Annotated in this window: 30 protein-coding genes and 1 riboswitch; of the genes, 19 read left to right on the forward strand and 11 right to left on the reverse strand. The window is 70.9% G+C overall.

Going from position 1 to position 26,771, the window contains the following annotated elements:
• Window positions 1-79: 79 nt before the first annotated feature.
• The 3 genes from OHS17_RS18270 to otsB all read left to right on the forward strand — a co-directional run bounded on the left by OHS17_RS18270 (window position 80) and on the right by otsB (window position 2,603).
• The gene (locus tag OHS17_RS18270; RefSeq protein WP_330313024.1) at window positions 80-1,297 is read left to right on the forward strand and encodes an ABC transporter substrate-binding protein; all 1,218 of its coding nucleotides are present in this window, start codon (window positions 80-82) and stop codon (window positions 1,295-1,297) included.
• A gap of 44 nt (window positions 1,298-1,341) precedes the next feature.
• Complete coding sequence (locus OHS17_RS18275; protein WP_018101578.1) at window positions 1,342-1,602, forward strand: DUF3263 domain-containing protein; 261 nt, start codon at window positions 1,342-1,344, stop codon at window positions 1,600-1,602.
• Between the two features lie 179 nt (window positions 1,603-1,781).
• Window positions 1,782-2,603, forward strand: a complete 822-nt coding sequence (gene otsB / locus OHS17_RS18280) for a trehalose-phosphatase (RefSeq protein ID WP_330313025.1) — start codon at window positions 1,782-1,784, stop codon at window positions 2,601-2,603.
• A gap of 58 nt (window positions 2,604-2,661) precedes the next feature.
• Here otsB and OHS17_RS18285 read toward each other — a convergent pair whose 3' ends face one another.
• Both OHS17_RS18285 and OHS17_RS18290 read right to left on the reverse strand, forming a co-directional pair.
• Window positions 2,662-4,053 carry an alpha,alpha-trehalose-phosphate synthase (UDP-forming) gene (locus OHS17_RS18285; protein WP_330313026.1) on the reverse strand — a complete coding sequence of 464 codons (1,392 nt, stop codon included), beginning with the start codon at window positions 4,051-4,053 and terminating at the stop codon, window positions 2,662-2,664.
• 65 nt (window positions 4,054-4,118) lie between these two features.
• The gene (locus tag OHS17_RS18290; RefSeq protein ID WP_330313027.1) at window positions 4,119-5,057 is read right to left on the reverse strand and encodes a glucosyl-3-phosphoglycerate synthase; all 939 of its coding nucleotides are present in this window, start codon (window positions 5,055-5,057) and stop codon (window positions 4,119-4,121) included.
• A 153-nt stretch (window positions 5,058-5,210) separates the two neighbouring features.
• Window positions 5,211-5,337: riboswitch (SAM riboswitch) on the forward strand.
• Window positions 5,338-5,354: 17 nt separating this feature from the next.
• Here OHS17_RS18290 and thrC point away from each other — a divergent pair.
• From thrC to groL, 4 genes are all read left to right on the forward strand, one after another.
• Window positions 5,355-6,647: a threonine synthase gene (thrC, locus tag OHS17_RS18295; protein ID WP_330313028.1), complete on the forward strand. Its 1,293-nt coding sequence runs from the start codon at window positions 5,355-5,357 to the stop codon at window positions 6,645-6,647.
• A gap of 28 nt (window positions 6,648-6,675) precedes the next feature.
• Window positions 6,676-6,954: a MoaD/ThiS family protein gene (locus tag OHS17_RS18300; protein WP_018101573.1), complete on the forward strand. Its 279-nt coding sequence runs from the start codon at window positions 6,676-6,678 to the stop codon at window positions 6,952-6,954.
• Between the two features lie 355 nt (window positions 6,955-7,309).
• The gene (locus OHS17_RS18305) at window positions 7,310-7,516 is read left to right on the forward strand and encodes a cold-shock protein (RefSeq protein ID WP_003967346.1); all 207 of its coding nucleotides are present in this window, start codon (window positions 7,310-7,312) and stop codon (window positions 7,514-7,516) included.
• A 316-nt stretch (window positions 7,517-7,832) separates the two neighbouring features.
• Entirely contained in the window at window positions 7,833-9,455 is a 1,623-nt protein-coding gene (gene groL, locus OHS17_RS18310; RefSeq protein ID WP_072487928.1) for a chaperonin GroEL, read from the forward strand.
• A 98-nt stretch (window positions 9,456-9,553) separates the two neighbouring features.
• Here groL and OHS17_RS18315 read toward each other — a convergent pair whose 3' ends face one another.
• Window positions 9,554-10,264: a TetR/AcrR family transcriptional regulator C-terminal domain-containing protein gene (locus OHS17_RS18315; RefSeq protein ID WP_330313029.1), complete on the reverse strand. Its 711-nt coding sequence runs from the start codon at window positions 10,262-10,264 to the stop codon at window positions 9,554-9,556.
• A 125-nt stretch (window positions 10,265-10,389) separates the two neighbouring features.
• Here OHS17_RS18315 and OHS17_RS18320 point away from each other — a divergent pair, with 125 nt between their 5' ends.
• Both OHS17_RS18320 and OHS17_RS18325 read left to right on the forward strand, forming a co-directional pair.
• Window positions 10,390-12,075, forward strand: a complete 1,686-nt coding sequence (locus OHS17_RS18320; protein WP_330313030.1) for a CocE/NonD family hydrolase — start codon at window positions 10,390-10,392, stop codon at window positions 12,073-12,075.
• Window positions 12,076-12,272: 197 nt separating this feature from the next.
• Window positions 12,273-14,333, forward strand: coding sequence for a glycosyl hydrolase family 28-related protein (locus tag OHS17_RS18325; protein WP_330313031.1), 2,061 nt, complete (start codon window positions 12,273-12,275; stop codon window positions 14,331-14,333).
• Between the two features lie 10 nt (window positions 14,334-14,343).
• Here the strand turns inward: OHS17_RS18325 and OHS17_RS18330 are convergent, their stop codons facing one another.
• Window positions 14,344-15,039 (reverse strand): VOC family protein, encoded by a 696-nt coding sequence (locus OHS17_RS18330; protein ID WP_330313032.1) that lies wholly within the window; start codon window positions 15,037-15,039, stop codon window positions 14,344-14,346.
• 84 nt (window positions 15,040-15,123) lie between these two features.
• Between OHS17_RS18330 and OHS17_RS18335 the strand changes: the two genes are divergently transcribed.
• Window positions 15,124-15,756 (forward strand): maltokinase N-terminal cap-like domain-containing protein, encoded by a 633-nt coding sequence (locus OHS17_RS18335; RefSeq protein WP_330313033.1) that lies wholly within the window; start codon window positions 15,124-15,126, stop codon window positions 15,754-15,756.
• A gap of 9 nt (window positions 15,757-15,765) precedes the next feature.
• On the opposite strand, the gene OHS17_RS18340 is transcribed toward OHS17_RS18335, so the two are convergent.
• Window positions 15,766-17,172, reverse strand: coding sequence for an MFS transporter (locus OHS17_RS18340; protein ID WP_330313034.1), 1,407 nt, complete (start codon window positions 17,170-17,172; stop codon window positions 15,766-15,768).
• A gap of 148 nt (window positions 17,173-17,320) precedes the next feature.
• On the opposite strand from OHS17_RS18340, the gene OHS17_RS18345 reads away from it, so the two are divergent.
• A complete protein-coding gene (locus tag OHS17_RS18345) occupies window positions 17,321-17,644 on the forward strand; it encodes an ArsR/SmtB family transcription factor (RefSeq protein ID WP_330313035.1) in 324 nt (107 codons plus the stop codon).
• Window positions 17,645-17,662: 18 nt separating this feature from the next.
• Here OHS17_RS18345 and OHS17_RS18350 read toward each other — a convergent pair whose 3' ends face one another.
• Together OHS17_RS18350 and OHS17_RS18355 are read right to left on the reverse strand one after the other, a co-directional pair.
• Window positions 17,663-18,082, reverse strand: coding sequence for a PIN domain nuclease (locus tag OHS17_RS18350; RefSeq protein WP_330313036.1), 420 nt, complete (start codon window positions 18,080-18,082; stop codon window positions 17,663-17,665).
• Entirely contained in the window at window positions 18,082-18,324 is a 243-nt protein-coding gene (locus tag OHS17_RS18355; RefSeq protein WP_330313037.1) for a type II toxin-antitoxin system VapB family antitoxin, read from the reverse strand. The genes OHS17_RS18350 and OHS17_RS18355 overlap by 1 nt, the downstream gene beginning before the upstream one ends.
• A 131-nt stretch (window positions 18,325-18,455) precedes the next feature.
• On the opposite strand from OHS17_RS18355, the gene OHS17_RS18360 reads away from it, so the two are divergent.
• Together OHS17_RS18360 and OHS17_RS18365 are read left to right on the forward strand one after the other, a co-directional pair.
• A complete protein-coding gene (locus OHS17_RS18360) occupies window positions 18,456-19,040 on the forward strand; it encodes a DinB family protein (protein WP_330313038.1) in 585 nt (194 codons plus the stop codon).
• Window positions 19,041-19,257: 217 nt separating this feature from the next.
• Window positions 19,258-19,623: a peptidoglycan-binding domain-containing protein gene (locus OHS17_RS18365; protein WP_330313039.1), complete on the forward strand. Its 366-nt coding sequence runs from the start codon at window positions 19,258-19,260 to the stop codon at window positions 19,621-19,623.
• 429 nt (window positions 19,624-20,052) lie between these two features.
• On the opposite strand, the gene OHS17_RS18370 is transcribed toward OHS17_RS18365, so the two are convergent.
• Window positions 20,053-20,847 carry a hypothetical protein gene (locus OHS17_RS18370; RefSeq protein ID WP_330313040.1) on the reverse strand — a complete coding sequence of 265 codons (795 nt, stop codon included), beginning with the start codon at window positions 20,845-20,847 and terminating at the stop codon, window positions 20,053-20,055.
• 334 nt (window positions 20,848-21,181) lie between these two features.
• On the opposite strand from OHS17_RS18370, the gene hemC reads away from it, so the two are divergent.
• Together hemC and OHS17_RS18380 are read left to right on the forward strand one after the other, a co-directional pair.
• Entirely contained in the window at window positions 21,182-22,114 is a 933-nt protein-coding gene (hemC, locus tag OHS17_RS18375; RefSeq protein WP_330313041.1) for a hydroxymethylbilane synthase, read from the forward strand.
• Between the two features lie 75 nt (window positions 22,115-22,189).
• On the forward strand, window positions 22,190-22,750 hold the full coding sequence (locus OHS17_RS18380; protein ID WP_330313042.1) for a nitroreductase family protein: 561 nt from the start codon (window positions 22,190-22,192) through the stop codon (window positions 22,748-22,750).
• 14 nt (window positions 22,751-22,764) lie between these two features.
• On the opposite strand, the gene OHS17_RS18385 is transcribed toward OHS17_RS18380, so the two are convergent.
• The 3 genes from OHS17_RS18385 to OHS17_RS18395 all read right to left on the reverse strand — a co-directional run bounded on the left by OHS17_RS18385 (window position 22,765) and on the right by OHS17_RS18395 (window position 24,864).
• A complete protein-coding gene (locus OHS17_RS18385; protein ID WP_330313043.1) occupies window positions 22,765-23,682 on the reverse strand; it encodes an erythromycin esterase family protein in 918 nt (305 codons plus the stop codon).
• 92 nt (window positions 23,683-23,774) lie between these two features.
• Complete coding sequence (locus OHS17_RS18390; protein ID WP_330313044.1) at window positions 23,775-24,041, reverse strand: DUF397 domain-containing protein; 267 nt, start codon at window positions 24,039-24,041, stop codon at window positions 23,775-23,777.
• Complete coding sequence (locus OHS17_RS18395; protein ID WP_330313045.1) at window positions 24,022-24,864, reverse strand: helix-turn-helix domain-containing protein; 843 nt, start codon at window positions 24,862-24,864, stop codon at window positions 24,022-24,024. Before OHS17_RS18395 ends, OHS17_RS18390 begins: the two co-directional genes overlap by 20 nt.
• Window positions 24,865-24,977: 113 nt before the next feature.
• On the opposite strand from OHS17_RS18395, the gene OHS17_RS18400 reads away from it, so the two are divergent.
• From OHS17_RS18400 to OHS17_RS18415, 4 genes are read left to right on the forward strand one after another with little or no spacing between them, the layout of a single operon-like run.
• The gene (locus tag OHS17_RS18400) at window positions 24,978-25,214 is read left to right on the forward strand and encodes a hypothetical protein (RefSeq protein ID WP_330313046.1); all 237 of its coding nucleotides are present in this window, start codon (window positions 24,978-24,980) and stop codon (window positions 25,212-25,214) included.
• Window positions 25,211-25,459, forward strand: coding sequence for a hypothetical protein (locus OHS17_RS18405; protein WP_330313047.1), 249 nt, complete (start codon window positions 25,211-25,213; stop codon window positions 25,457-25,459). The genes OHS17_RS18400 and OHS17_RS18405 overlap by 4 nt, the downstream gene beginning before the upstream one ends.
• A gap of 17 nt (window positions 25,460-25,476) precedes the next feature.
• On the forward strand, window positions 25,477-25,851 hold the full coding sequence (locus OHS17_RS18410) for a HEAT repeat domain-containing protein (RefSeq protein ID WP_330313048.1): 375 nt from the start codon (window positions 25,477-25,479) through the stop codon (window positions 25,849-25,851).
• A gap of 19 nt (window positions 25,852-25,870) precedes the next feature.
• Window positions 25,871-26,689: an inositol monophosphatase family protein gene (locus tag OHS17_RS18415; protein ID WP_330313049.1), complete on the forward strand. Its 819-nt coding sequence runs from the start codon at window positions 25,871-25,873 to the stop codon at window positions 26,687-26,689.
• Window positions 26,690-26,771 lie beyond the last annotated feature (82 nt).

Below are 26,771 nucleotides of genomic sequence, written 5' to 3' on the forward strand. Positions count from 1 at the left end.
GGCGGTGTAATCGACGAGGACGGACTGAGCTGTGCGACGGCGTTACTTGGGACTGACGGCGGCTGTCGCCGTGATGGGGATGACGGCCACGCTGTCGGGCTGCGGCACGAGCGGCGGCTCCGGCGACGTGACGCTGAAGCTGGTCGCGGCCGACTACGGCACGAGCGAGGCGAACAAGTCAGACAAGTACTGGGACGGCGTCGCCCGCAGCTTCGAGGCGACCCACCCCGGGATCAAGGTCGACGTGACCGTCCTGCCCTGGACCGACATCGACCGCGACGTCGCCAAGATGGTCAAGGACGGCAAGGCCCCCGACATCGCGCAGATCGGCGCCTACGCGGACTACGCGAAGGCCGGGAAGCTCTACTCCGCCGACGAGATGCTGAGCATCCCCACCCAGGCGAACTTCCTGCCGAAGCTGATCGACGCGGGGCAGGTCAACCGCATCCAGTACGGGCTGCCGTTCGTCGCCTCCACCCGGCTGCTCTTCTACAACAAGAAGCTCTTCTCGCAGGCCGGCCTCAACGCCCCCAGGACCTGGAGCGACATAGCCTCCGACGCCGCCGCGCTCAAGCAGCGCGGGGTGTCCTACCCCTTTGCGCTGCCGCTCGGGCCGGAGGAGTCCCAGGCCGAGACCCTGATGTGGATGCTCAGCGGGGGCGGCGCCTACACCGATGAGGTCGGCTCGTACGACATCGCCTCCGAGCAGAACGTCAAGACGTTCGACTGGCTGAAGTCGAACCTCGTGGACAAGGGCCTCGTCGGCCCGGTCGCCCCCGGCAAGCTGAACCGCGCCAAGGCGTTCGAGGAGTTCTCGAAGGGGAAGGTCGGCATGCTCAACGGCCACCCCACGCTGATGGAGGAGGCGCAGAAGCAGGGCGTCAGCGTCGGCATGGTCCCGCTGCCCGGCGAGCACGGTCCGACCGAGGGGTCGATGGGCGTCGCCGACTGGATCATGGGCTTCAAGCAGAACGATCACCGGGTCGAGATCGGCAAGTTCTTCGACTACCTGTTCACCGACAAGAACGTGATCCAGTTCGCCGACATGTACGACCTGCTGCCGCCCACGAACAGCGCGTCGGCGGCGATGGAGGACGACGCCAAGTACAAGCCGCTGCACCAGTTCCTGGCGGCGCTGCCGGAGTCGGAGTTCTACCCCTTCGGCAAGACGTCCTGGGCGGCGGCGAGCGAGTCGATCAAGGAGAACATCGGCAAGGCGGTCGAGCCCGGGTCCAGCCCGCAGAGTGTGCTGGAGCGGATATCGCGGGATGCGACGACGGCGGAAGCGGCGGAGTAGCCTCCGCGTTCCGCGGGGGTGGGGCGCGCCATATATTGGCTGATATGACCGCCCACCCCCCGAACGGCCCTGCCGAGTCCGCGCCGCTGTCCGACCGCGATCGTGCGGTGCTTGCTGTGGAGCGGCAGTCGTGGGCGGGGGCGGGGGCGAAGGAGCGGGCGATCCGGGAGCGGCTGGGGTTGTCGCCGACGCGCTATTATCAGTTGCTGAATGCGTTGCTGGATGACCGGCGGGCGCTGGAGGAGGACCCGGTGACGGTGAATCGCCTTCGGCGCGTACGGGATGCCCGGCGGGGGCGGCGGTAGGAAGCGCGTGCGGCTGCGCTGCGCCTGCGGCGGACCTGTTCCCCTACCCGCCCCTTCCCGAAACCGGGGGCTCCGCCCCGGACCCCGCGCCTCAAACGCCGGCGGGGCTGGATCGTGCGGCGGCCACTTCAAGCCCCTGCGGCGATTGAGCAGCGGGGGCGCGGGGATACGCTCAACGCATGGGCACCCCACAGACCACCGCAGGCCGCACCGGGCTGGAAGCCATCCTCGCCCGCCCGGCCCACGCCCTCGTCGCGCTCGACTTCGACGGGACGCTGGCGGACATCGTGCCGGACCCCGAGCAGGCGCGGGCGCACCCCGGAGCCGTGGCGGCGCTCGCCGCCCTCGCGCCGAAGGTCGCGTCCGTGGCCGTGATCACCGGGCGCCCCGCCGAGGTAGCCGTGCGGTATGCCGGGGTCGCCGGAGTCGAAGGGCTCGACCACCTCGTCGTGCTCGGGCACTACGGCGCCGAGCGCTGGGACGCCGTGACCGGGACCGTGCACGCCCCCGAACCGCACCCGGGCGTCGCGGCCGTGCGCGCCGAGCTCCCCAGCGTGCTGGGGGAGGCCACGAGCTGGATCGAGGACAAGGGCCACGCCCTCGCCGTGCACACCCGCCGTGCCGCCGACCCGCAGGCCGCGTTCGACGCGCTGCGCGGGCCCCTCGGCGAGCTGGCCGCGCGCCACGGGCTGATCGTGGAACCGGGGCGCCTGGTCCTGGAGTTGCGGCCGCCGGGCATGGACAAGGGCGTCGCGCTCACCGAGTACGTGCGCGAGATCGGCGCCACGTCCGTGCTGTACGCGGGCGACGACCTGGGCGACCTTGCCGCGTTCGCGGCCGTGGAGAAGCTCCGGACACGGGACGAGGACGCCGTCCCGGGGCTGCTCATCTGCAGCGGCAGCGCCGAGGTGCCGGAGCTTGCCGACCGCGCCGACCTGTCCCTGCCCGGCCCGGGCGCGGTCGTGGCGTACCTGCGGGAACTCGCCGACCGCCTCGCCTAGGGCCTTTCCTTTGGATCATGCCGGGCTCGCGGGCTGATCCAAAGGAAAGACCCAGTCGCTAAGCGCGCCGCAGCGCGTCCAGCTGGTCCAGGAACCACTGCTGCGGCGGCAGCGCGGTGGCCGCCTCGGCCAGCCGTTCCGTGCGGGCGGCCCGCGCGTCGTCCGGGAGCGTCAGCGCCTCGTGCAGCGCGTCGGCCGTGGCCGAGACGTCGTACGGGTTGACCGTGAACGCGTGCTCGCCCAGCTCCTCGTACGCGCCGGCCTCCCGCGACAGGACCAGCGCGCAGCCCTCGTCGGAGACGACCGGGACCTCCTTGGCGACCAGGTTCATGCCGTCCCGGATCGGGTTGACGAGGGCGACGTCGGCCAGCCGGTACGCGGCGAGCGAGCGGGCGAAGTCGTCCTTCACGTGCAGGACGACCGGGGTCCAGCCGTCCGTGCCGTACGTCTTGTTGATCGCGTCGGCGACCCGCTGGACCTCCGCGGTGTACTCCCGGTAGACCGCGAGGTCCTGGCGCGAGGGGTAGGCGAAGGCGACGTGCACGACGCGTTCGCGCCATTCGGGGCGCTCGTCCAGCAGCGTGCGGTAGGCGTGGAGGCCCCGGACGATGTTCTTGGACAGCTCCGTGCGGTCGACCCGGACGACGGTCTTCCGGTCGGGCCCGATCTGCTCGCGCAGGGCCGCCATCCGCTCGTCCACGTCCGCCTCGTGCGACCGGCTCCGCAGGAATCCGGCGTCGGCGCCCAGACCGTGGACGCCGATGCGGGTGCGGCCGGTGCCGCCCAGGATCTCCGTGCAGCAGCTGATGAAGGCGTCCGCCCAGCGGCGGGTCAGGAAGGCGGCGCGGTCGGCGCCGAGGATGCCGCGCAGCAGCTGTTCGGCGATGTCGTCGGGGAGCAGCCGGAAGTAGTCGACGGGCGCCCACGGGGTGTGCGAGAAGTGGCCGATCCGCAGGTCGGGGCGGAGCTCGCGGAGCATGCCGGGGACCAGCGAGAGGTGGTAGTCCTGCACCAGGACGGCCGCGCCCTCGCCCGCCTCCTCGGCCAGCGCCTCGGCGAAGGCCCGGTTGTACGTCTCGAAGGAGGCCCACTGCCTGCGGAACTCCGCGTCGAAGACGGGCTCGACGGGCGTCTGGTACAGCATGTGGTGGACGAACCACAGCACGGAGTTGGCGATGCCGTTGTACGCGTCGGCGTGCACCCCGGCGTCGATGTCGAGCATCCGGACGCCCGGCTCGCCGACCCCCCGGCGCACCGCCTCGCGGTCGCCGTCGCCGAGGGCGGCGCAGACCCACATCTTGTCGTCCACGGCGCTGAGGCCGGAGACGAGTCCGCCCCCGCCCCGTTTCGCTTCGAGGGTGCCGTCGTCGCCCACGGCGTACGAGACGGGGCCGCGGTTGGACGCGACGAGGACCTGGGCAGCGGGCTGGGGGGCGTGCTCGGAGACCATGGCCGGAATCTAGCCCGAACCCGATCCGTCCAAACGTACGAAGCCGGACGGCGTGGGGGTCGTGATCAGGCCGCGCGGCGTGCCACGTACTCCTCGATCTCGCACATGGGCGGCCTCTCCTGCGTGTCGACGGGGTACGTGCGCGGTACGAACCCGTCCGGTCCGCGTTCGTACTGGGTCAGCGAGGGGCGCACCAGATGGCCGCGGGAGAGCCGCACCTGCGCGGTGCGGTAGATCGCGGCGGCCATCCGGCCGAGCGCCTGGCCGTCCTGGTGGCGGTGGACGCGGACGCCGACGTCCACCTGGGCGAGGGCGTCGAGGCCCACGGTGTGCAGCGCGTCCACGAGCAGGCCGAGCTCGACCCCGTAACCGACCGGGAAGGGCAGCCGCTCCAGGAGTGAGCGGCGTACGGCGTACTCGCCGCCCAGGGGCTGGACGAAGCCCGCGAGCAGCGGCCAGTGGAGGTTCAGCAGGGGGCGGGCCACCAGCTCGGTGACGCGGCCGCCCTGGCCGGGCAGCTCGCCGAGCGGACGGTCGTACATCGCCTTGACGAACTGCACCTCGGGGTGGGCGAGGAGCGGGCCGACGATGCCGGAGACGAAGTCCGCCGAGAAGTCCTTCAGGTCCGCGTCGATGAAGCACAGGATGTCGCCGCTGGTCACCAGGAGCGACCGCCACAGCACCTCGCCCTTGCCGGGGAGAGCGGGGAGGCGGGGCAGGATCGCGTCGCGGTGGACGACCCGGGCGCCCGCGCGCCGGGCGACCTCGGCGGTGGCGTCCGTGGAGCCCGAGTCGATCACGACCAGCTCGTCCACCAGCGGAATGCGCTCCATCAGCTCGCGCCGGATCGTGGCGACGATGTCGCCGACGGTCGCGGCCTCGTTGAGGGCCGGTAGAACGACGCTCACGCCCGTACCGTTCGCGGCGGCCCGCGCACTCCCCGGCGGGTGGTCGGCGGCTGACCAGGAACGCCTGGTCAGCCAGCGTTCGACCTCTTCGAGCACGGTCGATACTCCCTGTATGTGATCCATCTCGCGGTACGGACGGCTATCTCACCCGTCCGGTCCTTCGGTTACAGTCTTGAACAACGCGGACGGCCATCACATGCCGGGGTCGGTCCGCCGACAAACGCGCGGATCCAAGATCCGTTGCCACAGCGCTCATCCAGAGGGACAGAGGGAACGGCCCGTTGAAGTCCCGGCAACCCTCCCGCCGACCGCGAGGTCAGGTGGGGAAGGTGCCAATTCCGTCTCGCGGCGAAACGCGCCGTGAGGAAGATGAGGAGAAAGGGCCTCGCCATCATGGCTGTTGAAACCGTCGCAGCACACACCGAATCCTCTGTGGACCTGGGTCCCGCCGCGGCACTTTCCTGTCGCGAGTGCGGTGAACGGTTCGCACTCGGTCCCCTTTTCGCCTGCGCGTCCTGTTTCGGGCCGCTCGAAGTGGCGTACGACCTGCCGAGCGGCTCCTCCGACGAGCTGAAGAAGCGCATCGAGGCCGGCCCGAACAACATCTGGCGTTACGCGCCGCTGCTGCCGGTGCCCGCCGATGTGGCCGACAAGCCCAATCTCAACCCCGGCTTCACCAAGCTGGTCAAGGCCGACAACCTCGCCCGCGAGCTGGGTGTGACCGGCGGCCTGTACGTGAAGGACGACTCCGGCAACCCGACGCACTCCTTCAAGGACCGCGTCGTCGCCATCGCCGTCGAGGCCGCCCGCGCCTTCGGCTTCACCACGCTCTCCTGCTCCTCGACCGGCAACCTCGCCGGTGCGGTCGGCGCCGCCGCCTCGCGGGCCGGCCTGCGCTCCTGCGTGTTCATCCCGCACGACCTGGAGCAGGGCAAGGTCGTCATGGCCGCGGTGTACGGCGGTGAGCTGGTCGGCATCGAGGGCAACTACGACGACGTCAACCGCTTCTGCTCCGAGCTCATCGGCGACCCGCTGGGCGAGGGCTGGGGGTTCGTCAACGTCAACCTGCGTCCGTACTACGGCGAGGGTTCCAAGACGCTCGCGTACGAGATCTGCGAGCAGCTCGGCTGGCAGCTGCCCGACCAGATCGTCATCCCGATCGCGTCCGGCTCGCAGCTCACGAAGATCGACAAGGGCCTCCAGGAGCTGATCAAGCTCGGCCTGGTCGAGGACAAGCCGTACAAGATCTTCGGCGCCCAGGCCGAGGGCTGCTCCCCGGTCTCCACCGCCTTCAAGGCCGGTCACGACGTGGTCCGCCCGCAGAAGCCGAACACGATCGCCAAGTCCCTCGCGATCGGCAACCCGGCCGACGGCCCGTACGTCCTGGACATCGCCCGCCGCACCGGCGGCGCCGTCGAGGACGTCAACGACGAGCAGGTCGTGGACGCGATCAAGCTGCTGGCCCGCACCGAGGGCATCTTCGCCGAGACGGCGGGCGGGGTGACGGTCGGCGTGACGAAGAAGCTGATCGACGCGGGCCTGCTCGACCCGGCGCTCACCACCGTCGTCCTGAACACGGGTGACGGCCTCAAGACGCTGGACGCGGTGGCCGACACCTCGCAGGCGACCGCCACGATCCGCCCGAGCCTGGACGCCTTCCGCGCCGCCGGACTCGCCACCAGCTGACCACCCGAGACTTCAGGAAGGCACCGCCATGAGCGTCAAGGTCCGCATTCCCACCATCCTCCGCACCTACACCGGCGGCCAGGCCGAGGTTCCGGCCGAGGGTGCGACCCTCTCCGAGGTCATCGCCTCGCTGGAGAAGGACCACCCGGGCATCGCCGCCCGCGTGCTGGACGACCAGGGCAAGCTGCGCCGCTTCGTCAACGTGTACGTCAACGACGACGACGTGCGTTTTGAAGGCGGCCTGGACGCGGCCACCCCGGACGGTGCCGGCGTCTCGATCATCCCCGCGGTGGCCGGCGGCTGCTGAGCCCAAAGCTCCGTAGCGTCACCGCAATTGCCCCCTCCGCGAGAGAAGCGGAGGGGGCAATTCTGCATGGTTGAGCGGGGTAGAGTGTGGGAAGTCCCCTTCGCTGCCCGTGCCCCTCGCATATGAGAATGCGCCGCGCCACGATCAGAAGCAGCCAATGTGCCTGCGCCTCTTGCGCCTTAAGTCGCCTTTGTCGGGCCCGACTTGCCCCGCAAACTCATGAATTCCTCATATTCGGGCGATCGGCGCTGCGCAGAATTGTCGTCCGATTGACCTGTTGCACAGGGCAGTTGGGCAGATACATTCAGCCGCGGTCGACGCGCTTCGGCGCACACACGTTACAGGGGAGTTAGGCATGGCTCAGGGCACCGTCAAGTGGTTCAACGCGGAGAAGGGGTACGGCTTCATCGCGGTCGACGGTGGTGCGGATGTATTCGTCCACTACAGCGCGATCCAGATGGACGGGTACCGCACCCTCGAAGAAGGTCAGCGGGTCGAGTTCGAGATCTCGCAGGGCCAGAAGGGGCCGCAGGCGGACATGGTCAAGCTCGCCGTCGGCTGAGCCCGGCACGGCACGTCGGCCGCGACGCCACGCACGTACGAAGGGTCCGTACCTAGGGGTACGGGCCCTTCGCGTTGCCCAGGTGCGTCCTGGGGTCGCCGGGGTTGTCCACACTCCGGCCGGGGGCGCTTGCACTCTCGGGGGTCGAGTGCTAATCATTGGGCTTAGCACTCTCCAGGTGAGAGTGACAGAATTTTGGACCGGGCCGGTGAGGCCCGCAGGCCAGGCGGGAAGGAACCGCAGGGCACGCAGGCCGTCCGTCGCGGGCGCCACTCGGTCCGGAGCAATCCACCCCTGTCCGGGAGGACCACTTCACATGGCCAAGATCATCGCGTTCGACGAGGAGGCCCGGCGCGGTCTCGAGCGCGGCATGAACCAGCTCGCCGACGCCGTCAAGGTCACCCTTGGCCCCAAGGGCCGCAACGTCGTCCTCGAGAAGAAGTGGGGCGCCCCCACGATCACCAACGATGGTGTTTCCATCGCCAAGGAGATCGAGCTGGAGGACCCGTACGAGAAGATCGGTGCGGAGCTGGTCAAGGAGGTCGCCAAGAAGACGGACGACGTCGCCGGCGACGGTACGACCACCGCCACCGTTCTCGCCCAGGCGCTCGTCCGCGAGGGCCTGCGCAACGTGGCCGCGGGTGCGAACCCGATGGCTCTCAAGCGGGGCATCGAGAAGGCCGTCGAGGCCGTCTCCGCCGCCCTCCTGGAGCAGGCCAAGGACGTGGAGACCAAGGAGCAGATCGCTTCGACCGCCTCCATCTCCGCCGCCGACACCCAGATCGGCGAGCTCATCGCCGAGGCCATGGACAAGGTCGGCAAGGAAGGCGTCATCACCGTCGAGGAGTCCCAGACCTTCGGTCTGGAGCTGGAGCTCACCGAGGGTATGCGCTTCGACAAGGGCTACATCTCGGCGTACTTCGCCACCGACATGGAGCGCATGGAGTCGTCCCTGGACGACCCGTACATCCTGATCGTCAACTCCAAGGTCAGCAACGTGAAGGACCTCCTTCCGCTGCTGGAGAAGGTCATGCAGTCCGGCAAGCCGCTGCTGATCATCGCCGAGGACGTCGAGGGCGAGGCCCTGTCGACCCTGGTCGTCAACAAGATCCGCGGCACCTTCAAGTCCGTCGCCGTCAAGGCCCCGGGCTTCGGCGACCGCCGCAAGGCCATGCTCGGTGACATCGCCATCCTCACGGGCGGCACCGTCATCTCCGAGGAGGTCGGCCTCAAGCTGGAGAACGCCGGTCTCGACCTGCTCGGCCGCGCCCGCAAGGTCGTCATCACCAAGGACGAGACGACGATCGTCGACGGCGCCGGTGACAGCGACCAGGTCCAGGGCCGCGTCAACCAGATCCGTGCCGAGATCGAGAACTCCGACTCGGACTACGACCGCGAGAAGCTCCAGGAGCGCCTGGCGAAGCTGGCCGGCGGCGTGGCGGTCATCAAGGCCGGTGCCGCCACCGAGGTCGAGCTCAAGGAGCGCAAGCACCGCATCGAGGACGCGGTGCGCAACGCCAAGGCCGCCGTCGAGGAGGGCATCGTCGCCGGTGGTGGCGTGGCTCTGCTCCAGGCCTCGGCCGTCTTCGAGAAGCTGGAGCTCTCGGGCGACGAGGCGACCGGCGCCAACGCCGTCAAGCTCGCGCTGGAGGCCCCGCTGAAGCAGATCGCCGTCAACGGTGGTCTCGAGGGTGGCGTCGTCGTGGAGAAGGTGCGCAACCTGGCCGTCGGCCACGGTCTGAACGCCGCGACCGGCGAGTACGTCGACATGATCGCCGAGGGCATCCTCGACCCGGCGAAGGTCACGCGTTCCGCGCTGCAGAACGCCGCGTCGATCGCCGCGCTGTTCCTCACCACCGAGGCCGTCATCGCTGACAAGCCGGAGAAGGCCGCCGCGGCCGCTCCGGGCGGCATGCCGGGCGGTGACATGGACTTCTGATCCTGACGGATCGGCAGTTCCAGCAGTACCGAGCACCGGCCCCCGGGGATGCGTCCCCGGGGGCCGGTGTCTTTGTGTGTACGTGTACGCGTGGGAGCTCAGCCCGCGTCGAGGCCGTCCACGAGGCGGGTGAGGAAGCGGTCGAACATCGCGTCCGGGGTGACCGGCCGCCCCGCCGTCGCCAGCGCGTCCGCGAGCTCCGGATGGCTGCCGTCCGCCGCGACCTCCGCCAGATACACCGCCTCGGCGGCCGCCCGCCCGGGGTCCTGGGCCGCGCGGGCCTGGCCGACCTCGTAGGCCACATGGGCCGCCACGAAGGACGTGAGCTGGGCGAAGATCTCCAGCCGGGCCGCCCCGTCGAGCCCGATGGGCCGCAGCGCCGCGAGGGCGTGCTCCACGAAGGCGAGCGTGCGGGGGCCCAGGGTGCGGCGGGCCTGCACGGCGGCGGGCAGCCAGGGGTGGCGGAGCATGTTCGCGCGCTGGTGGCGGCCGATGGTCTTGAGGTCGGCGCGCCAGTCGCCGGTGAGCGGGCCGTCCGTCGGCAGCTCACCGGAGACGTGGTCGATCATCAGGTCGAGCAGCGTCTCCTTGTCGGGGGCGTAGCTGTACAGCGACATGACGCCGGCGCCCACCTCCGCGGCGACCCGCCGCATGGTGACCGCGTCGATGCCCTCGGCGTCCGCGACGGCGACCGCGGCGGCCGTGATCGCCTCGCGGCTGAACGCGGGTCTGCGGCCGCGCCGGGGCCGGTCCTGCTCCCGCCAGAGAACGCGTGGATCGATGCCTCCGGCACCTTCGGTGCGGGTCACGTGCTCAGCCTCTCTCACCCGGGTCGCCTCCGCGGTCCATCCAAGCATCCAGTATTCTCGTACTTAGTACGAGAATAGAGTGCGGGTTGCCGCACCGCTGCGTGACGTACCGATGGAGGCGAAAGATGACCCGACCGACGCACCACGCCCGCCCCCGGCCCGCATGGACGCCGTCGTCCGCGAAGCCGCCGCTCGCCTCCCGGCTGATGCGTGCCTCCTGGCGCGGGCTGCCCGCCGCGCGCCACAAGGTGGGCGTGGAGCGCGGTCTGACGGTCTCCGCCGCCGACGGCAGTCCCCTGCTCACCGACCACTACTTCCCGCGCGCCGAGGGCGACTTCCCGACCCTCCTGGTCCGTACGCCGTACGGGCGGGGAGTGCCGTGGTCCCCGCAGTACGGCATCCTCTTCGCCGAACAGGGCTTCCATGTGGTCGTGCAGAGCTGCCGGGGAACGGGCGGCTCGGGCGGCGGCTTCCACCTCTGGCGCAACGAGCCCGCCGACGGCCTCGCGGCGGTCGGCTGGCTGCGCGAACAGCCCTGGTTCGACGGGCGGTTGGGCACCGTCGGCCCCAGCTACCTCGGGTACGTCCAGTGGGCGCTGGCCCTCGATCCCCCGCCGGAGCTGAAGGCCATGGTGGTGCAGGTGGGGCTGCACGATCCGTACGCCCTCTTCCACACCGACGGCGTCCTCAATCTGGGGACCGCGCTCGCCGTGGGCGCCGGCATGACCTACCAGCACCGGGGTATGGGCGCGTTCCTCCGGGCGACCCTGCGCCTCCAGCGCCGGCTGCGCTCCGCCGTCACCGCGCGTCCGCTGCGCGGGGCGTACGCGGACGAGCTCGGCGGTGAGATCCCCTGGCTGGACGAGGTGATGGCCCACCCGGACGCGGACGACCCGTACTGGGAGGGCGCGTCCCTGGCCGGGGCGGCGGAAGGGGCGACGGCCGTGCCCACCGCCCTCATCACCGGCCGGTACGACGCCCTGGTGGACCAGACCCTCGCGCAGTACGGCCGGCTGCGCGGGGCGGGCGGCGAGGCGTCCCTGCTCGTCGGCCCGTGGACCCACACCTCGGCGCTCCAGGCGGGCTGGGCCGAGGTGTTCGCCGAATCCCTGGCCTGGCTCCGGGCCCACCTGTGCGACGACCCGTCCGGTCTGCGCCCGACGCCGGTCCGTGTGCACGTGGGCGGCGCGGAGGCGGGCGTCCGGGACCTGGACGCGTGGCCCCCGGAGGCGTCCACGGCCTCCTGGTACCCGACCGCCGACGGCCACCTCACCCATGAGGCCCCCACGGACACCGCGCCCGTGGCCTCCTTCCGCCACGACCCGGAGGACCGGGTCCCCACGCTGGGCGGCGCGCTGCTCTCCCGTACGGCGGGGGAGCGGGACAACGCGTCCCTGGAGGCGCGCGCGGACGTCCTCACGTTCACCGGGCCCGCCCTGGACGGACCCCTCACCGTCCTCGGCCCGGTCTCCGCCCGGATCAGCGCCTCCACGGACACGGGGCACGGCGAGGTGTTCGTCCGGCTGTGCGATGTGGACCCGGAGGGCCGGTCGGTCAACGTCTGCGACGGCCTGGCCCGCCTGCGCACCACGGGCACGGATCCGGTCCGTGTGACGGTCCCGATGACCCCGACCGCCCACCGCTTCGCCCCGGGCCACCGTGTCCGCTGGCAGATCAGCCCCGGCCCCCACCCGCGCTATGCCCTGAACCCGGGCACGGGGGAGTCCCGGACCGACGCGACGGAGTTCGTACCCGTACGGGTGACGGTGCACGCGGACTCGGAGTTGACGCTGGCGGTGGTGGAGGACTGAGCGAACCCGTTGCGTATCTGAACGCAAAAAGATGACGAGATATTGCATGCGAGCCTCACGCTGAGGAAATCTCCTCGCATAAGTCTTGTGGGCGGGCCGCCGCGCGCCCTACTGTCGCCTCACTCATGACGGTGGCGGCCTCCCCACGCGTGTACGGCTGTTGAGCCCCGTCGACTCCTCAGAGAAACGGGCATGCGATGTCACGGAAGATCGCCGCTGTCGCGGCGGCGGTGCGAAGACCGCGCCGGGCCGGGCTGTACGCGTCCACGGTCGCCTCGGTGACCGCGGCCGCCGTCGGGTTCGGGGTGCTGGCCGGTGCGCCCGCGCTCGCGGGGCCCCGGCCCGCCGCCGCTCCGGCCCCGGTCGTCACGCGCGCCGCGCTCGATCCCGCGCTGGTGCGGGGGCGGGGCGCGAAGGTGGCGTTCGTGGAGCAGGAGGCCGAGAACGCGGTCACCAACGGCACGGTCATCGGGCCGGACCGGGAGGCGTACACGCTGCCGTCCGAGGCGTCGGGGCGCAAGGCGGTCAAGCTGACGCCCGGGCAGCACGTGGAGTTCACGCTGCCCGCGGCGGCCAACGCGATCACCGTGCGCTACAGCATCCCGGACGCGCCGGGCGGCGGCGGGATCACGGCGCCGCTGGACGTCGCGGTGAACGGCTCCAAGCGGTCCACGATGACGCTGACCTCGCAGTACTCCTGGCTGTACAACCAGTACCCGTTCTCCAACGACCCGGGCGCCGGGCTCCTCCACCCCGACTGGTGGATCACCGAGTGCGGCTGCGTACCCGCGGAGACGACGCCCGCCCCGGTCGTGGACAAGCCGTTCCGGCCGAGCCACTTCTACGACGAGCAGCGCCTCCTGCTCGGCCGTACGTACCGGGCGGGCGACACCGTACGGCTGACCGTGCCGGCCGGGAGCCGGGCCGCGTGGACGGCGATCGACCTGCTGGACTCCGAGCGCGTCGGGCTGCCGCACGTCGAACTCCTCGCCGCCAACGTCCTCGCGTTCGGGGCCGATCCGACCGGGCGGCACGACGCGGCGGGGGCGATCGAGAAGGCGATCGCGTTCGCCCGGCGCACCCATCTGAAGGTGTACATCCCGCCGGGGACCTACCGCGTGGACCGGCACATCGTCGTGGACGACGTCACGATCACCGGCGCGGGCAGCTGGTACACGAAGATCAAGGGCCGCGAGGTCGCGCTCGCCGAGCCCGCCGCGGACGGCTCGACGCACACCGGCGTCGGCTTCTACGGGAAGTCCGCGGCCGAGGGCGGCAGCCGCAACGTGCATCTGTCCGGCTTCGCCATCGAGGGCGACGTGCGCGAGCGCATCGACACCGACCAGGTCAACGCGATCGGCGGTGCGATGAGCGATTCGACCATCGCGGGCCTGCACATCAGCCACACCAAGGTCGGTATGTGGTTCGACGGCCCGATGGAGAACCTGAAGGTCTCCGACACCGTGATCGTGGACCAGATCGCGGACGCCATCAACTTCCACACGGGCGTGACCGATTCACGGGTCACGAACACCTTCGTACGCAACTCGGGCGACGACGGCCTCGCCATGTGGGCCGAGAAGACCACCAACGCCCGCAACACCTTCGACCACAACACCGTCCAGACCCCGGTCCTCGCCAACGGCATCGCGGTCTACGGCGGCAGCGACATCACCGTCTCCGACAACCTGGTCGCCGACCCGGTCCGCGAGGGCAGCGCCCTGCACCTCGGCTCCCGCTTCGGCGCCGAGCCCTTCGCAGGCAAGGTGGACCTCGCGCGCAACACCACGGTCCGCGCGGGGACGTTCGAGCTGAACTGGAAGATCGGGCTCGGCGCGCTGTGGGTCTACGCGCTGGACCGGAGCATCGACGGCGCCGATATCCGGGTCACCGGCAACGACTTCCTGGACAGCACGTACAACGCGGTGATGCTGGTCTCGGACTGGGGGGTGAAGGACCAGTACGTCATCAAGAACATCCACTTCAAGGACATCAGGGTCGACGGCACGGGCACCTCGGTGCTGAGCGCCCGCGCGGCGGGCGGCGCCACCTTCGAGAACGTGGACGCGCGCAACGTGGGCGCGGTGGGCGTCAACAACTGCGGCTCGTTCAACTTCCCTTCGACCGGTTCGGAGTTCGGCCTCACGGACCTGGGCGGCAACGACGGCGGCTGGCTCGCGCCGTGGCTGCTGCCCAACACGATCACCTGCGACGACCGCCCGGAGGTGGTCCCGCCTCCGGCGCCGACCGCGTGGTGAGGCGTAAGCCCTAGTCGGTGGCCGGTCCGGGCGGGCCGGCCACCCCTATGCACGCCTCGTTGCCCTCGGGGTCGGCAAGGACCCAGTTGTGCGGGGCGTCCGCGTCGTTCAGCAGCCGGCCCCCGGCGGCCAGGGCGGCGGCGATCCGGGCCTCGGCCCGGTCGTGCGGCACCCATACGTCGACGTGGACGCGGTTGCGCTGGGGGCGCGGGGTGTCCAGCTGCTGGAAGTAGAAGGGGGCGCCGCGCCTGCGCGGGTCGACCAGGTCCTCGGGGCTGCCCGCGCGGTGCTCGTAGCCGAGCAGGGCGCGCCAGAACGCGACCACGGCGGGGCCGTCGAGCGCGTCGACGGTGACCTGCACGGTCTGGATGAAGGACGGGTCGGCGGTCAGGCCGAGGGTCCGGGCCGCCTCCGATATCCGCCGGGCCGACTCGACATGACGGCTGGTCATCCCGAAGTACTCATCGGTGAGCGTGATCAGCCGTACGGTCACGCCGTCCCGTCGCACGTCGATGTCCGGGTGGTCGTCGCCGAGGTCCGGCAGCTCGCCGATGGCCTGCGCGAAGCGCGTACCGGCCGTGAATGATCCGCCGGTGCGGAAGTGCGCGCACGCGCCCTCGCCGACGACGCGCCAGTCCTCCAGGCCGGCGGTCTCGTGGAACTGCTGCGGCCTGATACGCACGGTGGTGTCGCCCCCGAAGGTCATAGGCTCACGCTAGCGCGGGGGTCTGACAACGGCCCCCGCACGCAGGGAAACCCGCTGTTCACGCGACCGAGGGAGACCTCCGGCATGGCCGTCATCCACCGCACCACCCTGTCGCCGACCAAGCTCGAACTGCTCACCGCCTGGCTCCCCACCCGCCCCTGGTACGTGGGCCCCACGCGCCCCTCCCTGATCAAGTCCGGCGGTTTCCGGCTGGACGATCCGCAGGGCGAGGTGGGCATCGAGCTCATGGTGGTCACCGACACCTCGGGCGACGTGCCGGTGCCGTACTTCGTGCCGCTCACCTACCGGGGCGCCGCGCTCGCGGGCGCGGAGGACGCGCTCGTCGGCATGACCACGCACGGGGTGCTCGGGAAGCGCTGGGTGTACGACGGCTGCCATGACCCGGTCCTGGTGGCGCAGCTGTTCGCACTCCTCGACGGCCGCGCCGAGCCCCAGGCCCAGAGCGTCACCGACACCCCGGACCCGACGATCACCCACTCCGGACCCGGAAGCCCGCTCGGCGTCACGGCCGCCAAGGCCACGGACAACCCCACGGGCACGTACCTGTGGACAAGGGACGTGACCCTCCGCGTGAACCGCCTCCTGCGACCCGCCGCGGACGGTCCGGCGGACGTGGAGGGTCACGTGTCCGGCCCCTGGCGTACGCCGGAGGACGCGGAGGTCCGGGGCGTGTTCGCGGAGCTGCGCACGGCGTAGGGCCGCCCCTCAGGCTCGTGGTTCCCTGCGGGCCAGCGTGACGACGGCCGCCGCGAGCGCCGCGCAGACGGCCGCCATCGCCCAGAGCAGCGTGTGGAAGGCGGAGTCGTAGGCGGCGGGGTACGTTCCGCTGCCCTGCCGTCCGGCGGCGAGCCCTGCGACTGCCGAGCCGAAGACCGCCACGGCGACGGCCTCGCTGCCCAGGCGGAGGGTGTTGAGGAAACCGGCCGCCATGCCCGCCTTCGCGGGGTCGGCCAGGGCGAGTGCCTGGGCGTCCACCAGCCCGGCCGAGAGACCCATGCCCGCCCCGGTGAGCAGCATCGGCACGGCCATGGCGAGCGTGGAGGTGTCCGGGCCGAGGAGCAGCAGGGCGAGGTCGCCGATCGCGAGGAAGCCCAGCGACGCCAGGATCACGGCGGTCGCGGAGGTGCCGCGTTGCACCAGGTGCGCGCCCGCGAGGGGCAGGGCGAGGACGGGCAGCGTCAGCAGCAGCATCGTCGCCCCCGCCGCGGACGGGCTGTGTCCGGCGACGGTCGTCAGATACGTCGGCAGGTACGTGAGCTGCGTGACGAAGCCGAACGAGGCCGCCACGGGCACCAGGCAGTATGCGAGGAACGCCTTGTTCCGCAGGACGGACAGGTCGAGCAGCGGGGCCTCGGTCCGCCGTGAGTGCGCGGTGAACAGCGCGAGCAGGACGAGCGCGACGGCGAGCAGGCCGAGTGTGCCGGGCGCGGTCCAGCCCCACTGCGAGCCCTGCACGATGGCGTACGTGAGCGCGAGCATCGCGAGGACGAAGACGGCGGCGCCGCGCAGGTCGAGCAGGGGTGCGCCGGTGCCGCGCGGCTCTTCGACCGTACGCGCCACGGCGGGCAGGCAGAGCAGTACGAGCGCCAGGGCCAGGGCGTGCAGCCCGAAGATCCAGCGCCAGCCGAGTCCGTCCACGGCCGGTCCCGAGACGGTGGGGCCGAGCGCGACGCCGATCCCGGCGACCGTGCCGAACAGCGCGAACGCCTTGGCGCGGGCGGCACCGTCGAAGGCCGTCGAGATGATCGCGCTCCCGCAGGCGAAGAGCGCCGCCCCGCCGATCCCGGCGACCGCGCGGGCCGCGTCGAGCACGTACACATTGGGCGTGACGGCGCAGGCGACGGACGCGGCGGTGAAGATCGCGGCGCCCGTGGTGAAGGCACGGATGCGGCCGATGCGGTCGGCGAGCGAGCCCCAGACGAGGGTGCAGCAGGCGAACGCCAGGTTGAAGGCGTTCACCACCCACTGAAGGGATGCCGAGCCCGCGTGGAGGTCGGCGCCGATGGCGGGGAGCGCCACGGCGGTGCCGGATATCGAGGTCGGCACCACGAAGACGGCGAGCAGGACGACCGCGAGCGTCAGCCCCTGCCGGGCGGGGGCGGTCTGTTGCACGGGAGGGCTCCGGGGGTGAGGGGGCGGGCGAGGGCGGTCAGGTACGAGCAAATTCGTACCTGGCGCCGGATAGACTGGCACGGCGTCAGGTACGACGCAAGTAGTACCTTGGGGGCGAGGCCCGTCACCGAAGCGGAGGAGGTGCGTCATGCCGGACGCCGAAGGGCATCCGACCCCGGAGGAGATGGAGCTCCAGGCCGTCATGAAGGCCCTGTCCGACCCCATGCGCTACCTGGTCGTGGCCACCCTGGCCGCCCAGCCGGACGGCACGGAACGCTCCTGCACGTCGTTCGGCCTGCCCGTCTCCAAGTCCACTCGGACCCACCACTTCCGCGTCCTTCGCGAAGCGGGCCTGGTCCGCCAGGTGGACCGCGGCAACAGCCGCATGGCCCAACTCCGCCGCGAGGACATCGAATCCCGCTTCCCGGGCCTGCTGAAGCTGATCGCGGACAGCGCGGGGCCGGTGGCGTAGCGGCTCAGGGGCCCCCGCTCAGCGGTCGGCGCTGCCCGGTGGGACGACCCACTCGGCGGGCTGGCCGGTGAGCGAGGCGATCATGTCGAAGTCGCCGTCGTAGTGCAGGACGGTCAGCCGGTTGAGCTCCGCGGTCGCAGAGATCAGAAGGTCCGGGAGTGACAGGGCTCGGTGGAAACCGGCATGGAGGGCGTGGCGCTGGACCTCCAGGGCGCGGGCGAAGGTGTTCTCCGTGACGTGGAGGTAGTCGAAGGCGTGCAACCAGGTGCTGATCCTGGTCGCCTCGGAGCTGTCCCGGGCCGAGTGGACCATCTCGTACTCGGTGGGTTGGCAGACGGCCAGCAGATACCGCTCGTGCAGCGGCTTGAGTACCTGCTTGACGGCGGGTTTGGTCCAGCGTGCGAGCGCGGACTTGTCGATCAGATAGCGGTCCTGCATCAGGCGGCCCGGCCGCCGCCGCGCTTGAGACTGCCGTCGGCGTTGCGGGGGCCGGTGCTCTCGACGATCTCCCTGAAGTCGAGCTCCCCGGCGTCCATGGCGTCGAAGCCCTCCTGTCGGAGGTGGCGCTTGACCGCGTCCTCCATGGCGAGGCGCACCGCCTGGGCCTTGGTCTTGGTGCCGAATATGCGCATGGCCTCGGCGACCATGGCCTCGTCGAGGTCGATGACGGTCCTGGCCATGTGCATGCTCCTCGCTGTCGACCCCGAGAACAAAACGATATCACTCCACCTGGTTGAGCGATATCGTTTGGTTCCGTCTCCTACGACGACGTCCTTGAGGGCCCGGGCGCTTCGTGACAGCGTCGGCGGGCATGATCGATGAGACGGCGAAAGACGTTCTGCACCAGCGGCTCCGGCGCGACCGGGAGGCGTTGCTCTGGAAGCTCGACGGGCTGTCCGAGTACGACGCGCGGCGGCCTCTGACGGCGACCGGGACGAATCTGCTCGGGCTCGTGAAGCATGTGGCCACCGTGGAGGCCCGGTACTTCGGGGAGGTCTTCGGGCGGCCCTCCCCCGAGCCGCTGCCCCGGTGGCAGGACGCCGACGGGAGTGACCTGTGGGCGGCCGAGGGGGAGACCTGTGAGCAGGTCACCGCGTTCTACCGGCGTACGTGGCAGCACGCCGACGCGACGATCGGCGCGCTCTCCCTCGACGCCCCGGGGCACGTGCCCTGGTGGCCGGAACCCTATGACCGCACGACCCTGTTCGCCGTCCTGGTCCACGTCCTCGGCGACTCCAACCGCCATGCCGGGCACGCCGACATCCTGCGCGAGGGCCTGGACGGCCGGACCGGGCTGCGTCCCGAGCACGAGCAGCCGATCGACGAGGGCGCCCGCGCGGCGCATCGCGCGATGATCGAGCGGGTGGCGCGGCCGGCCGCGCCCGTCGCTCCGTAGACGCGTCCCGCACCGGGAAGCGCGACCGGGACGCGGGTGGGACGGGGGTGGGACGGGGGTGGACGCGCCGGTCGGTCGTGTCCGGTTGGCCCGGGATGTCTCAGGGACGGGAAGCCCTGGTGGGACGCCTGGCGCGGCGCTGAGCATGAGTCCCGTCCGAGTCACGGACTGCCCTGCCGGGGCGGCCCGTGACCGCTTTCGAGATGGGGAACCTTTCATGATCAAGACCGCCCTCCGCCGCGGAGCCGTCGCCTTTGGTGCCGCCGTCATCGCCGTCACCTCGCTCGCCGGCGTCGCCCAGGCCGACGTGGGTGTCCCGTACGTCAAGCCCGATCAGCGCGGTGACGCGGTCGTCTGTGTGCAGAAGGCACTGCAGCTGGCGGGGTACGGGATCGTGCGCGACGGCGTGTACGGGCAGGCGACTTACGCGGCCCTGACCGACTTCCAGCGGAGCCGCGGTCTTTCGGCGGACGGCATCGTCGGTCCGAAGACCGGTGACGCCATCTACTACGGCTACCTCCTGCCCTCCGGCATCCTGGCCTACGAGGAGTACTGCCCCACGATCATCCCGACCACCCACTGACCCAGCGCCTCCGCGCCGCCCGAGGTCGGCGCGGAGGCGGTGGCGGGAAGGCGGTGGGAGCTACCAGCCGGTGAGGCAGAAGGCGTACTTGGCTCCGAGGGTGTAGTTGATCGTTTCCCCAGGGTCCCGCTGTACCAGAAGCAGACGCGGGTGCTGTTGCAGCCGGCCGCCTGTGCCGGTGCCGCCAGGAGCAGTGAGCTCGCGCCGATCGCGCCTGCCACCAGTGCGGACAGGACGGCCGGCCGTCGCTTCTATCGCGTTCTGGGCGCGGTCGTGGTGTGCGTCATCGCCGTGGGACTCTCCTTGTGGGCCGTGCGCGTGCGCACGGAGCGGTCTTTGCTCTGAGGACGCCAGGTCCGAGCCCGTACGGCAGTCCTTGACGGGGTGTCACCACTGGCTTGGCATCGCGTGATCCCCTTGCGTGGCGTGTCAGCGTTTGGGGCGGTCCGACTTGGGGATCAGGCCCGCTCTTACGGCTCGGGCCTGGGCGCGGACCTGTTGGGCGGGGAGGGCCGGGGTCTCGCGGGTGGGTTTGCCCGCGCAGGGGCGGCACTTGCCGCCCGGGAGGGCTTCCGGGGTGCCCGGGGCCCGGCACTCGCTGCATTCCAGGGTGCGCAGGACCGGGTGGGGTTCGCGGGCCGGGGGAAGTTTCGTCTGGAGGCGTTTGGCGACGAACGCCGCCGGGTGGTGGATGACGTCGGGCAGTCCGGTGGTAAGCGCCCGGAGGACTTCCGGCTCCGTGGCGCCCCTGCGCAGCCACTCCGACGCCTGGGGTTCCAGCGTCACGCACTCCCTCTGCGACAGCGACAGCACGGGGGCCTGGCGGCCCAGCGCGGCCAGCAGGATGAACGCCCGTGACCGTGTTTCCCGTTGGGTCTCCTTGGGTACGTCGCCCCGGCTGAAGCTCGCCCACCACGCGTCATCCCGCGCGGTGCGGGAGAAGAACGTCCGCGTCACCCACAGCAGGTTCACCCCGCTCGCCACGCACTCGCTGCCCCGGCGCAGGTGCCCCGCCTCCTGAAGGCGGTTCAGCGACGTACGGACCGCGCACTGCCCGTACGGGAGGGCTTTCGCGAGTGCCTTGACGGAGATGTCGGCGCCGTCGCACAGCCCGTCGATGTACGCGGCGATGGCCGCGTCACGCGGATCGAGGTGCGTGAAGTCCTGACCCGTACGCGGACGTTCGTCCGGCGCGGAACGTTTGCCGTAACCGGGGTTCGCCATCGGGTGGTGGGGGAAGGGCGCGCTACTAGACTGGTCGTCAGCCATCTGATCGTCTCCGTCAGCCTTCGATCGAGGTGGTCAGGCCCCTGGCGGTGTTGTCGCACCGGCGGGGGCCGTCTTCAAGGTCTATGTCCTCGCTGAAGCTAAAGCGTGCCTACCGTCCGTCGCAACTTGATCGCGAAAAGTGAACCCTTGCGGGTAACGGGGGCGGGTGGGCGGGTACAGGCCCGCCCAACCATTCCACTCAAAGAGCGCTCGAATCTCGTGGCTTGAGCCCCGGGAGACGGCACCGTGGGAGATGGAATTGCCGCATCCACGGGGCTAACGTGCCTTCATGCCGGTTGATCTGATTCGTATCGTTTCCCGTGACTCCCCTATGGCACTCGCTCAGGTCGAGCGTGTGCGGGCCGAGTTGGCCGTGCTTCATCCCGGGATCGAGACCGCCGTCCTCCCCGTGAAGACGACCGGGGACAAGTGGATGGGGGACCTCAGCGAGGTCGAGGGGAAGGGGGCGTTCACCAAGGAGGTCGACGCGGCCCTTCTCGCCGGGGAGGCCGATCTCGCCGTGCACTGCGTCAAGGACATCCCGGCGGACCGGCCCCTGCCCGCCGGTACGACCTTCGCGGCCTTCCTCAAGCGGGACGACATCCGGGACGCGCTCATCCACCCCGGCGGGCTCACTCTCGACCAGCTCCCGGCCGGGACCAGGATCGGGACCTCGTCCGTGCGCCGCGTCGCCCAGCTCGCCGCCTCGCACCCGCACCTCGCATGCGTACCGATGCGCGGCAACGCGAACAAGCGCCTGGCGAAGCTGGACGCGGGCGACGCGGACGCGTTGCTGCTCGCCGTCGCCGGGCTGGAGCGGATCGGGCGGACCGACGTCATCACCGAGGTCCTGTCGACCGAGGCGATGATTCCGCCGATCGGCGCGGGAGTCCTCGCGCTTCAGTGCCGCGAGGGCGACGCCGAGATCATCGACGCCATCAGCCCGCTCGGCGACCCCGACGCGTACCGGGAGACGCAGGCCGAGCGCATGCTTCTGCACGTCCTGCAGGGCCACTGCAACAGCCCGATCGCCGGATTCGCCCGGGTCGAGGGCAACGGCGAACTGTCGCTCCGGGCCTGCGTGTTCTCACCGGACGGCAAGACCGTCCTCAACGCCCACGAGTGGGCGGGTCGCCTCGACCCCGCCACGCTCGGCACGTCTGTCGCCGTCGCGCTGCTGCGTCAGGGGGCGCGCGAGCTGATCGACGGCATCGCGCACTAGAGCACGTATCGAGGCGTGATCAAGCCGCTCGCAGCGGTCGGAATACGCACTCGTGGGCGCCGGTTGCAGCGGAGCATGCATCGTCCTCAGCAACCGCCCAGCGGTATACACCCACTGCTTGCCGGGCGGTTCAGCCCCTACCGGTTCGATCCGGCGGCGGCTGTCGACGACCACGCACTCGGGCTGCTGCTGGAAGCCGCGCGGTGGGCGCCGTCGGCGGGGAACTCTCAGCCGTGGGGCTTCTTCACCGGCAGGCCCGGTGAGCCGGAGCACGACCGGATGATCCCTCATCTTGCGCCGAGCTCGGCCCGTTGGGCGACGGACGCGGGCCTGCTCGTCGTCACCCTCACGCGCCGGTACGTCGATGACACACAGGTGCTCTACTCCGAGTTCGCGGACTACGACCTCGGCCAGGCCATCGCGCACATGACCGTTCAGGCCCAGGCCATGGGGCTGGCCGCGCACCAGTTCCGGGCGTTCGACCTGGAAGGGATGACGAAGGAGCTGGCCCCGAACCCGGGCTGGGCGATCGTTTCCATGGTCGCGGTGGGCAAGGCCGCTGACGGACCTCGGGAGGGCCGTGACCGGCGCAGCGTCGCGCACTTGTGCTCCGCTCCCTGGTCACCGGCGGAGTAGCAGCCGGGGCGCGATCATTCAGTGATCCGGCGGGACGGGGTCACCTCCTGGGTGTGGATGATCGCGTCGAACCAGGTGGTCAGGGCGGCGCCCGACATGTGGTGGGACTCGTCGTGCCGTGGGTCGTACGTCGGGCCGATCAGGCGGGTGCGGGTCGGGGTGTCCAGGACGCGGCGTACCGGCTCGGGGCGGGGGAGGGTCAGGTCCAGGAAGTAGGCCGGCCCGGTACCAGCGGCCTCGGTCAGGACGGTGTCCACGAAGGCCGGGCTCGGGGTGGGCATGGGCATCGTGAGGCCGATGGAGCGGAAGCCCGTACCCATGCGCTCGCGCAGGTAACCGCCCATGTTCCGGTGCGTTTGTGGGGGCTCGGTGGGGGAGACGGACACGGTGCGCGGGGTGCCGATGGCGGTGTGGGCCATGCCGCCCCAGTAGACGACCTTGTCGCCCGTGTGCCGCTGCCACCAGGCCGCACCGTCGGCGAGTGCGCGTTCCGCTTCTGCCAGGGTGCCCGCCTGTGCGGTCGGTGGCTCCGCGAGACGTACCGGGTCGCCCGGGTGACGCTCGTTGTACGCCCGCATCCACCGTACGAGTTCGAGGATTTCCCCGGTCCGCCAGAACGCCCGGGCCTCCGCCAGCATGGCCCCCGGGTCCCCCGCGCCGGTGGCCACGTACGCCGCCAGGCCGAGCCTGCCGGGATCGTCACCCTCCAGGACGACGCTCCGGAAGCCCTCCTCCTCCACCAGCAGGCGCGCCACGCGGTGCGCCACCTCCGACAGTTCGCGTGTCTGCCGGGTGGCGGCCCCCAGTGCGACGATCCTGGCGTCGCGCACCAGCGGGGCGAGCGGCCGCAGGTCGTCGAACGGTTCGTCGGGCTTCCGCGCGGTGAGCGCGTGGGAGTTCTGCCTGATCCATTCCGTAGCTGCTGTCTGCATGGATGAGATCGTCTTGCCTCAAGCGTGGTTGAGGTCAAGGCGGCCGGTACCACTGTGTCCGCCAGTGGTACCGGCTTCCGGGTCTCGTCGCGTCAGACGTGCTTCAGGTCGGTGACGAACTGCTGCCAGGCGGTCGTCGCGAACACGACCGCCGGGCCGTCGGTGACCTTCGAGTCCCGGACGGGGACGACGTCCGGGATGCCGTCGAGGACTTCGAGGCAGTCGCCGCCGCTCGGACCGCTGTACGTGGACTTGCGCCATGTTGCGACCTCTACGCAGTCGCCGCCGCTTGCGCCGCTGTAGCTCGACTTGTGCCAAATAGCCGTGGACAGATCGTAATTAGAACTCTTGTGCCTCATGCTCGTAATCCTCCGCCACCGACTCGATCAACGCCAGGGACGCTGCCGGTGAGAGCGCGCTGGCCACGACCAGATCGTAGGTCAGTTCGTACTGCCTGACCGTTGCCGGATCGTCCTGCAACTGCCCTGTGCCCAGGGCCTGTAGGTACGCGAGCGGAGGTGCGTCGCAGAACGCCATCAGCTTGAGCGAGCCTTCGATGGCCGTGTGGGCACCCGCTGAGAATGGCAGAACTTGCACGATGACCCGGTGCCGCCTCATCAGCCCGGCGATGTGGCGAAGTGCTGCTGCCATGATGTCAGGGCCGCCCACCCGTCGACGTAACACCGATTCGTCCAACACGGCCCACAACAACGGCGTGGTTGGATCGGCGAGGATCTGAGTTCGTTCGAGACGGGCGGCTACCAGTTCCTCGATCGTGCTTTCGGCGGCCGTGGGGAGTCCGCTCCTGAACACTGCCTGCGCGTACGCCTCCGTCTGCAACAGGCCCGGGATGAGCTGCGGCGCGTACTCCTTGATCTCCGTCGCGCGGGCCTCCGCCTCCGCTGCCTCCGCGAAGTGATCCGGGTACTTCGACTTCTCCAAAGCCGCACAGTTGCGCTTGAAGAAGCCGTCGGCCTTCAGGATGTCGTCAAGCCTGAGCGCCTGGTCCATCTGCATGCGGCGGCTGCCGTCCTCCAACTGGCCGATGAAGGAGCCGCTGACGAACAGCAGAGGGCCCAGTTCGGCCTGGGACAGGCCCGCGCGATCTCTTCGGTGGCGGAGTTCGGCGCCCAGGAGGGCGCGAGGCGAGGAGGCGGGGTCGAGCTCTTTGGGACCTGGCATGACAACTCCCTGTTACACACGAGCGGTTGTTGGGCCTGCGCCTCTTCCAGGCTAGCGAGAGAATCACCACTCTGGGTATGCATCGTCATTACTCAGCGTGGAAGGAATGGATCATGACGACAACGGAACGGCGCAGGGCGGCAGTGGCGAAGATTCGGGAGGCGGAGGAGTTGGTGGCGTTGCTGAGAGAGGGCTTCGCGCGGGCCGGGGTGAAGCTGCCCTCGCTGCGGATCGACGCGGCTTCGTGCGCGGGTGAGGACCCGGCGGTCCTGGTGGACCTGGGGCGCTGCAATCTCGCGGCGGCGCAGCAGCTCAGCCGGGTGCTGGACGAGAGGGCGGCGGCGTCATGACGGGCGGGGAGGCCGGGGAGGCCCTGGAGGCGTGTACGCCGGAGCCGGGGTCGTTCGCGGTGGACGTGCGGGACGGGCGGATCGGCCGGGTGCTGGGGCGCGTCGGGCCGTACGTGCGGCTGCGGCCGCCGGGGGGCGGGGTGGTGTGGGACTGCCCGGCCGACTCCGTACGGCAGGCGCCGCCGGGGGCGGTGCTGCGGGCGCGGGTGACGGAGATCAACCGGGAAGGGCAGTTGCCGAGGTGAGCGCGTGGGAGGCGGGCTTGGCCGCGGCGTCGTCTCCCTCGTGGGAGGGGCGGGCGCGTGCGGGGCGGGACCTCGCGGCCTTCGCGGAGGTGCCCGAGGTCGCGGAGGTGCTGGTGCGGCTGCTGCTGGACGCGGAGGACACAGCGGTGACGCGGCGGACGGCGGAGGCCCTGGCCCGGGTGGGGTCGGTGGCGGCGGTGCGGGTGCTTGCCCGTGCGGTGGCCGGGGCGGACGAGGGGCAGGCGGACTGGCTGGAGACGGGGGTGCTGGACGCGGAGGCGCCGGACCTCGCGGCGGCGTGCGCGGCGCTTGCCTGGGACGGGGATGAGGCGGTCCGGCGGGGGGCTGCGGAGGTCGCGGTGTGGGTGGGGGGCGAACGGGGCTTCGGGTGACCGGAGTTAGCCTGCGGAGATGGTGACCATGGAAAGCGATGCGCAAGTGGCCATTCGGGCGGCGTCCGCGGGGGCGTCCGTCGTACGCGAGATGTACGGGGCATCGCTGACGCGGTACGAGAAGGGCGGCGGTGACTTCGCCACGGCCGCCGACATCGCGGCGGAGGAGGCCGTGCTCGACGTGCTGCGCGCGGCCCGGCCCGATGACGCGGTGACGGGCGAGGAGAGCGGGGCGGGCGGGGCGGCCGGGGCGGGGCGCCGGTGGCTGGTGGACCCGCTGTGCGGGACGCTCAACTACGCGGTGGGCAACATGCTCGTCGCGGTGAACGTCGCGCTCCGGGACGCCGCCTCGTCCGCCGGCATCGTGGCGGCGGCCTCCGCCGACCCGTTCAGCGGCGAGGTCTTCTGGACGGACGGCGCGGGGGCGTGGGTCCGGGGCTCGGACGGGTGGGACGCCCGCCTCATACCCTCGGCGGGGTCGCGGCTGGTGGACCTCAACCTGGACCCGCCGTTCCCGCACGCGCCGGGGTTCCGCGCGGTGGAGCTCATGGCCACGCCGGAGTTCGTCGCCGGGTTCCGCCCGCGCGTCGTCTCCAGCACGGTGGCCGTCGCGTGGGTCGCCGCGGGGCGCCGTGCCGCGTACCTCACCGACGGTGGGCCCGGCCTCCGCCTGGACAGCGTCCACTTCGCGGCGGGCATCGCGCTGTGTGAGGCGGCGGGGTGCGTGGTGACGGGGATCGACGGATTGCCGGTGGACCGGGGCGCGGGCGGGCTGGTGGTGGCTGCGGACCGGGAGACGCATGGGGTGTTGTTGGGGTTGGCTCAGGGGCAACGGTGAGCGGCGCTCGGTGCGCCGGTCACTCGGACGTGGGACGCTGAGGAAAGCGGCCCTGTGCCGTGAATCCGCCGATCTACGCTCC

The organism is Streptomyces sp. NBC_00523, from assembly GCF_036346615.1.
Classification (GTDB): domain Bacteria; phylum Actinomycetota; class Actinomycetes; order Streptomycetales; family Streptomycetaceae; genus Streptomyces.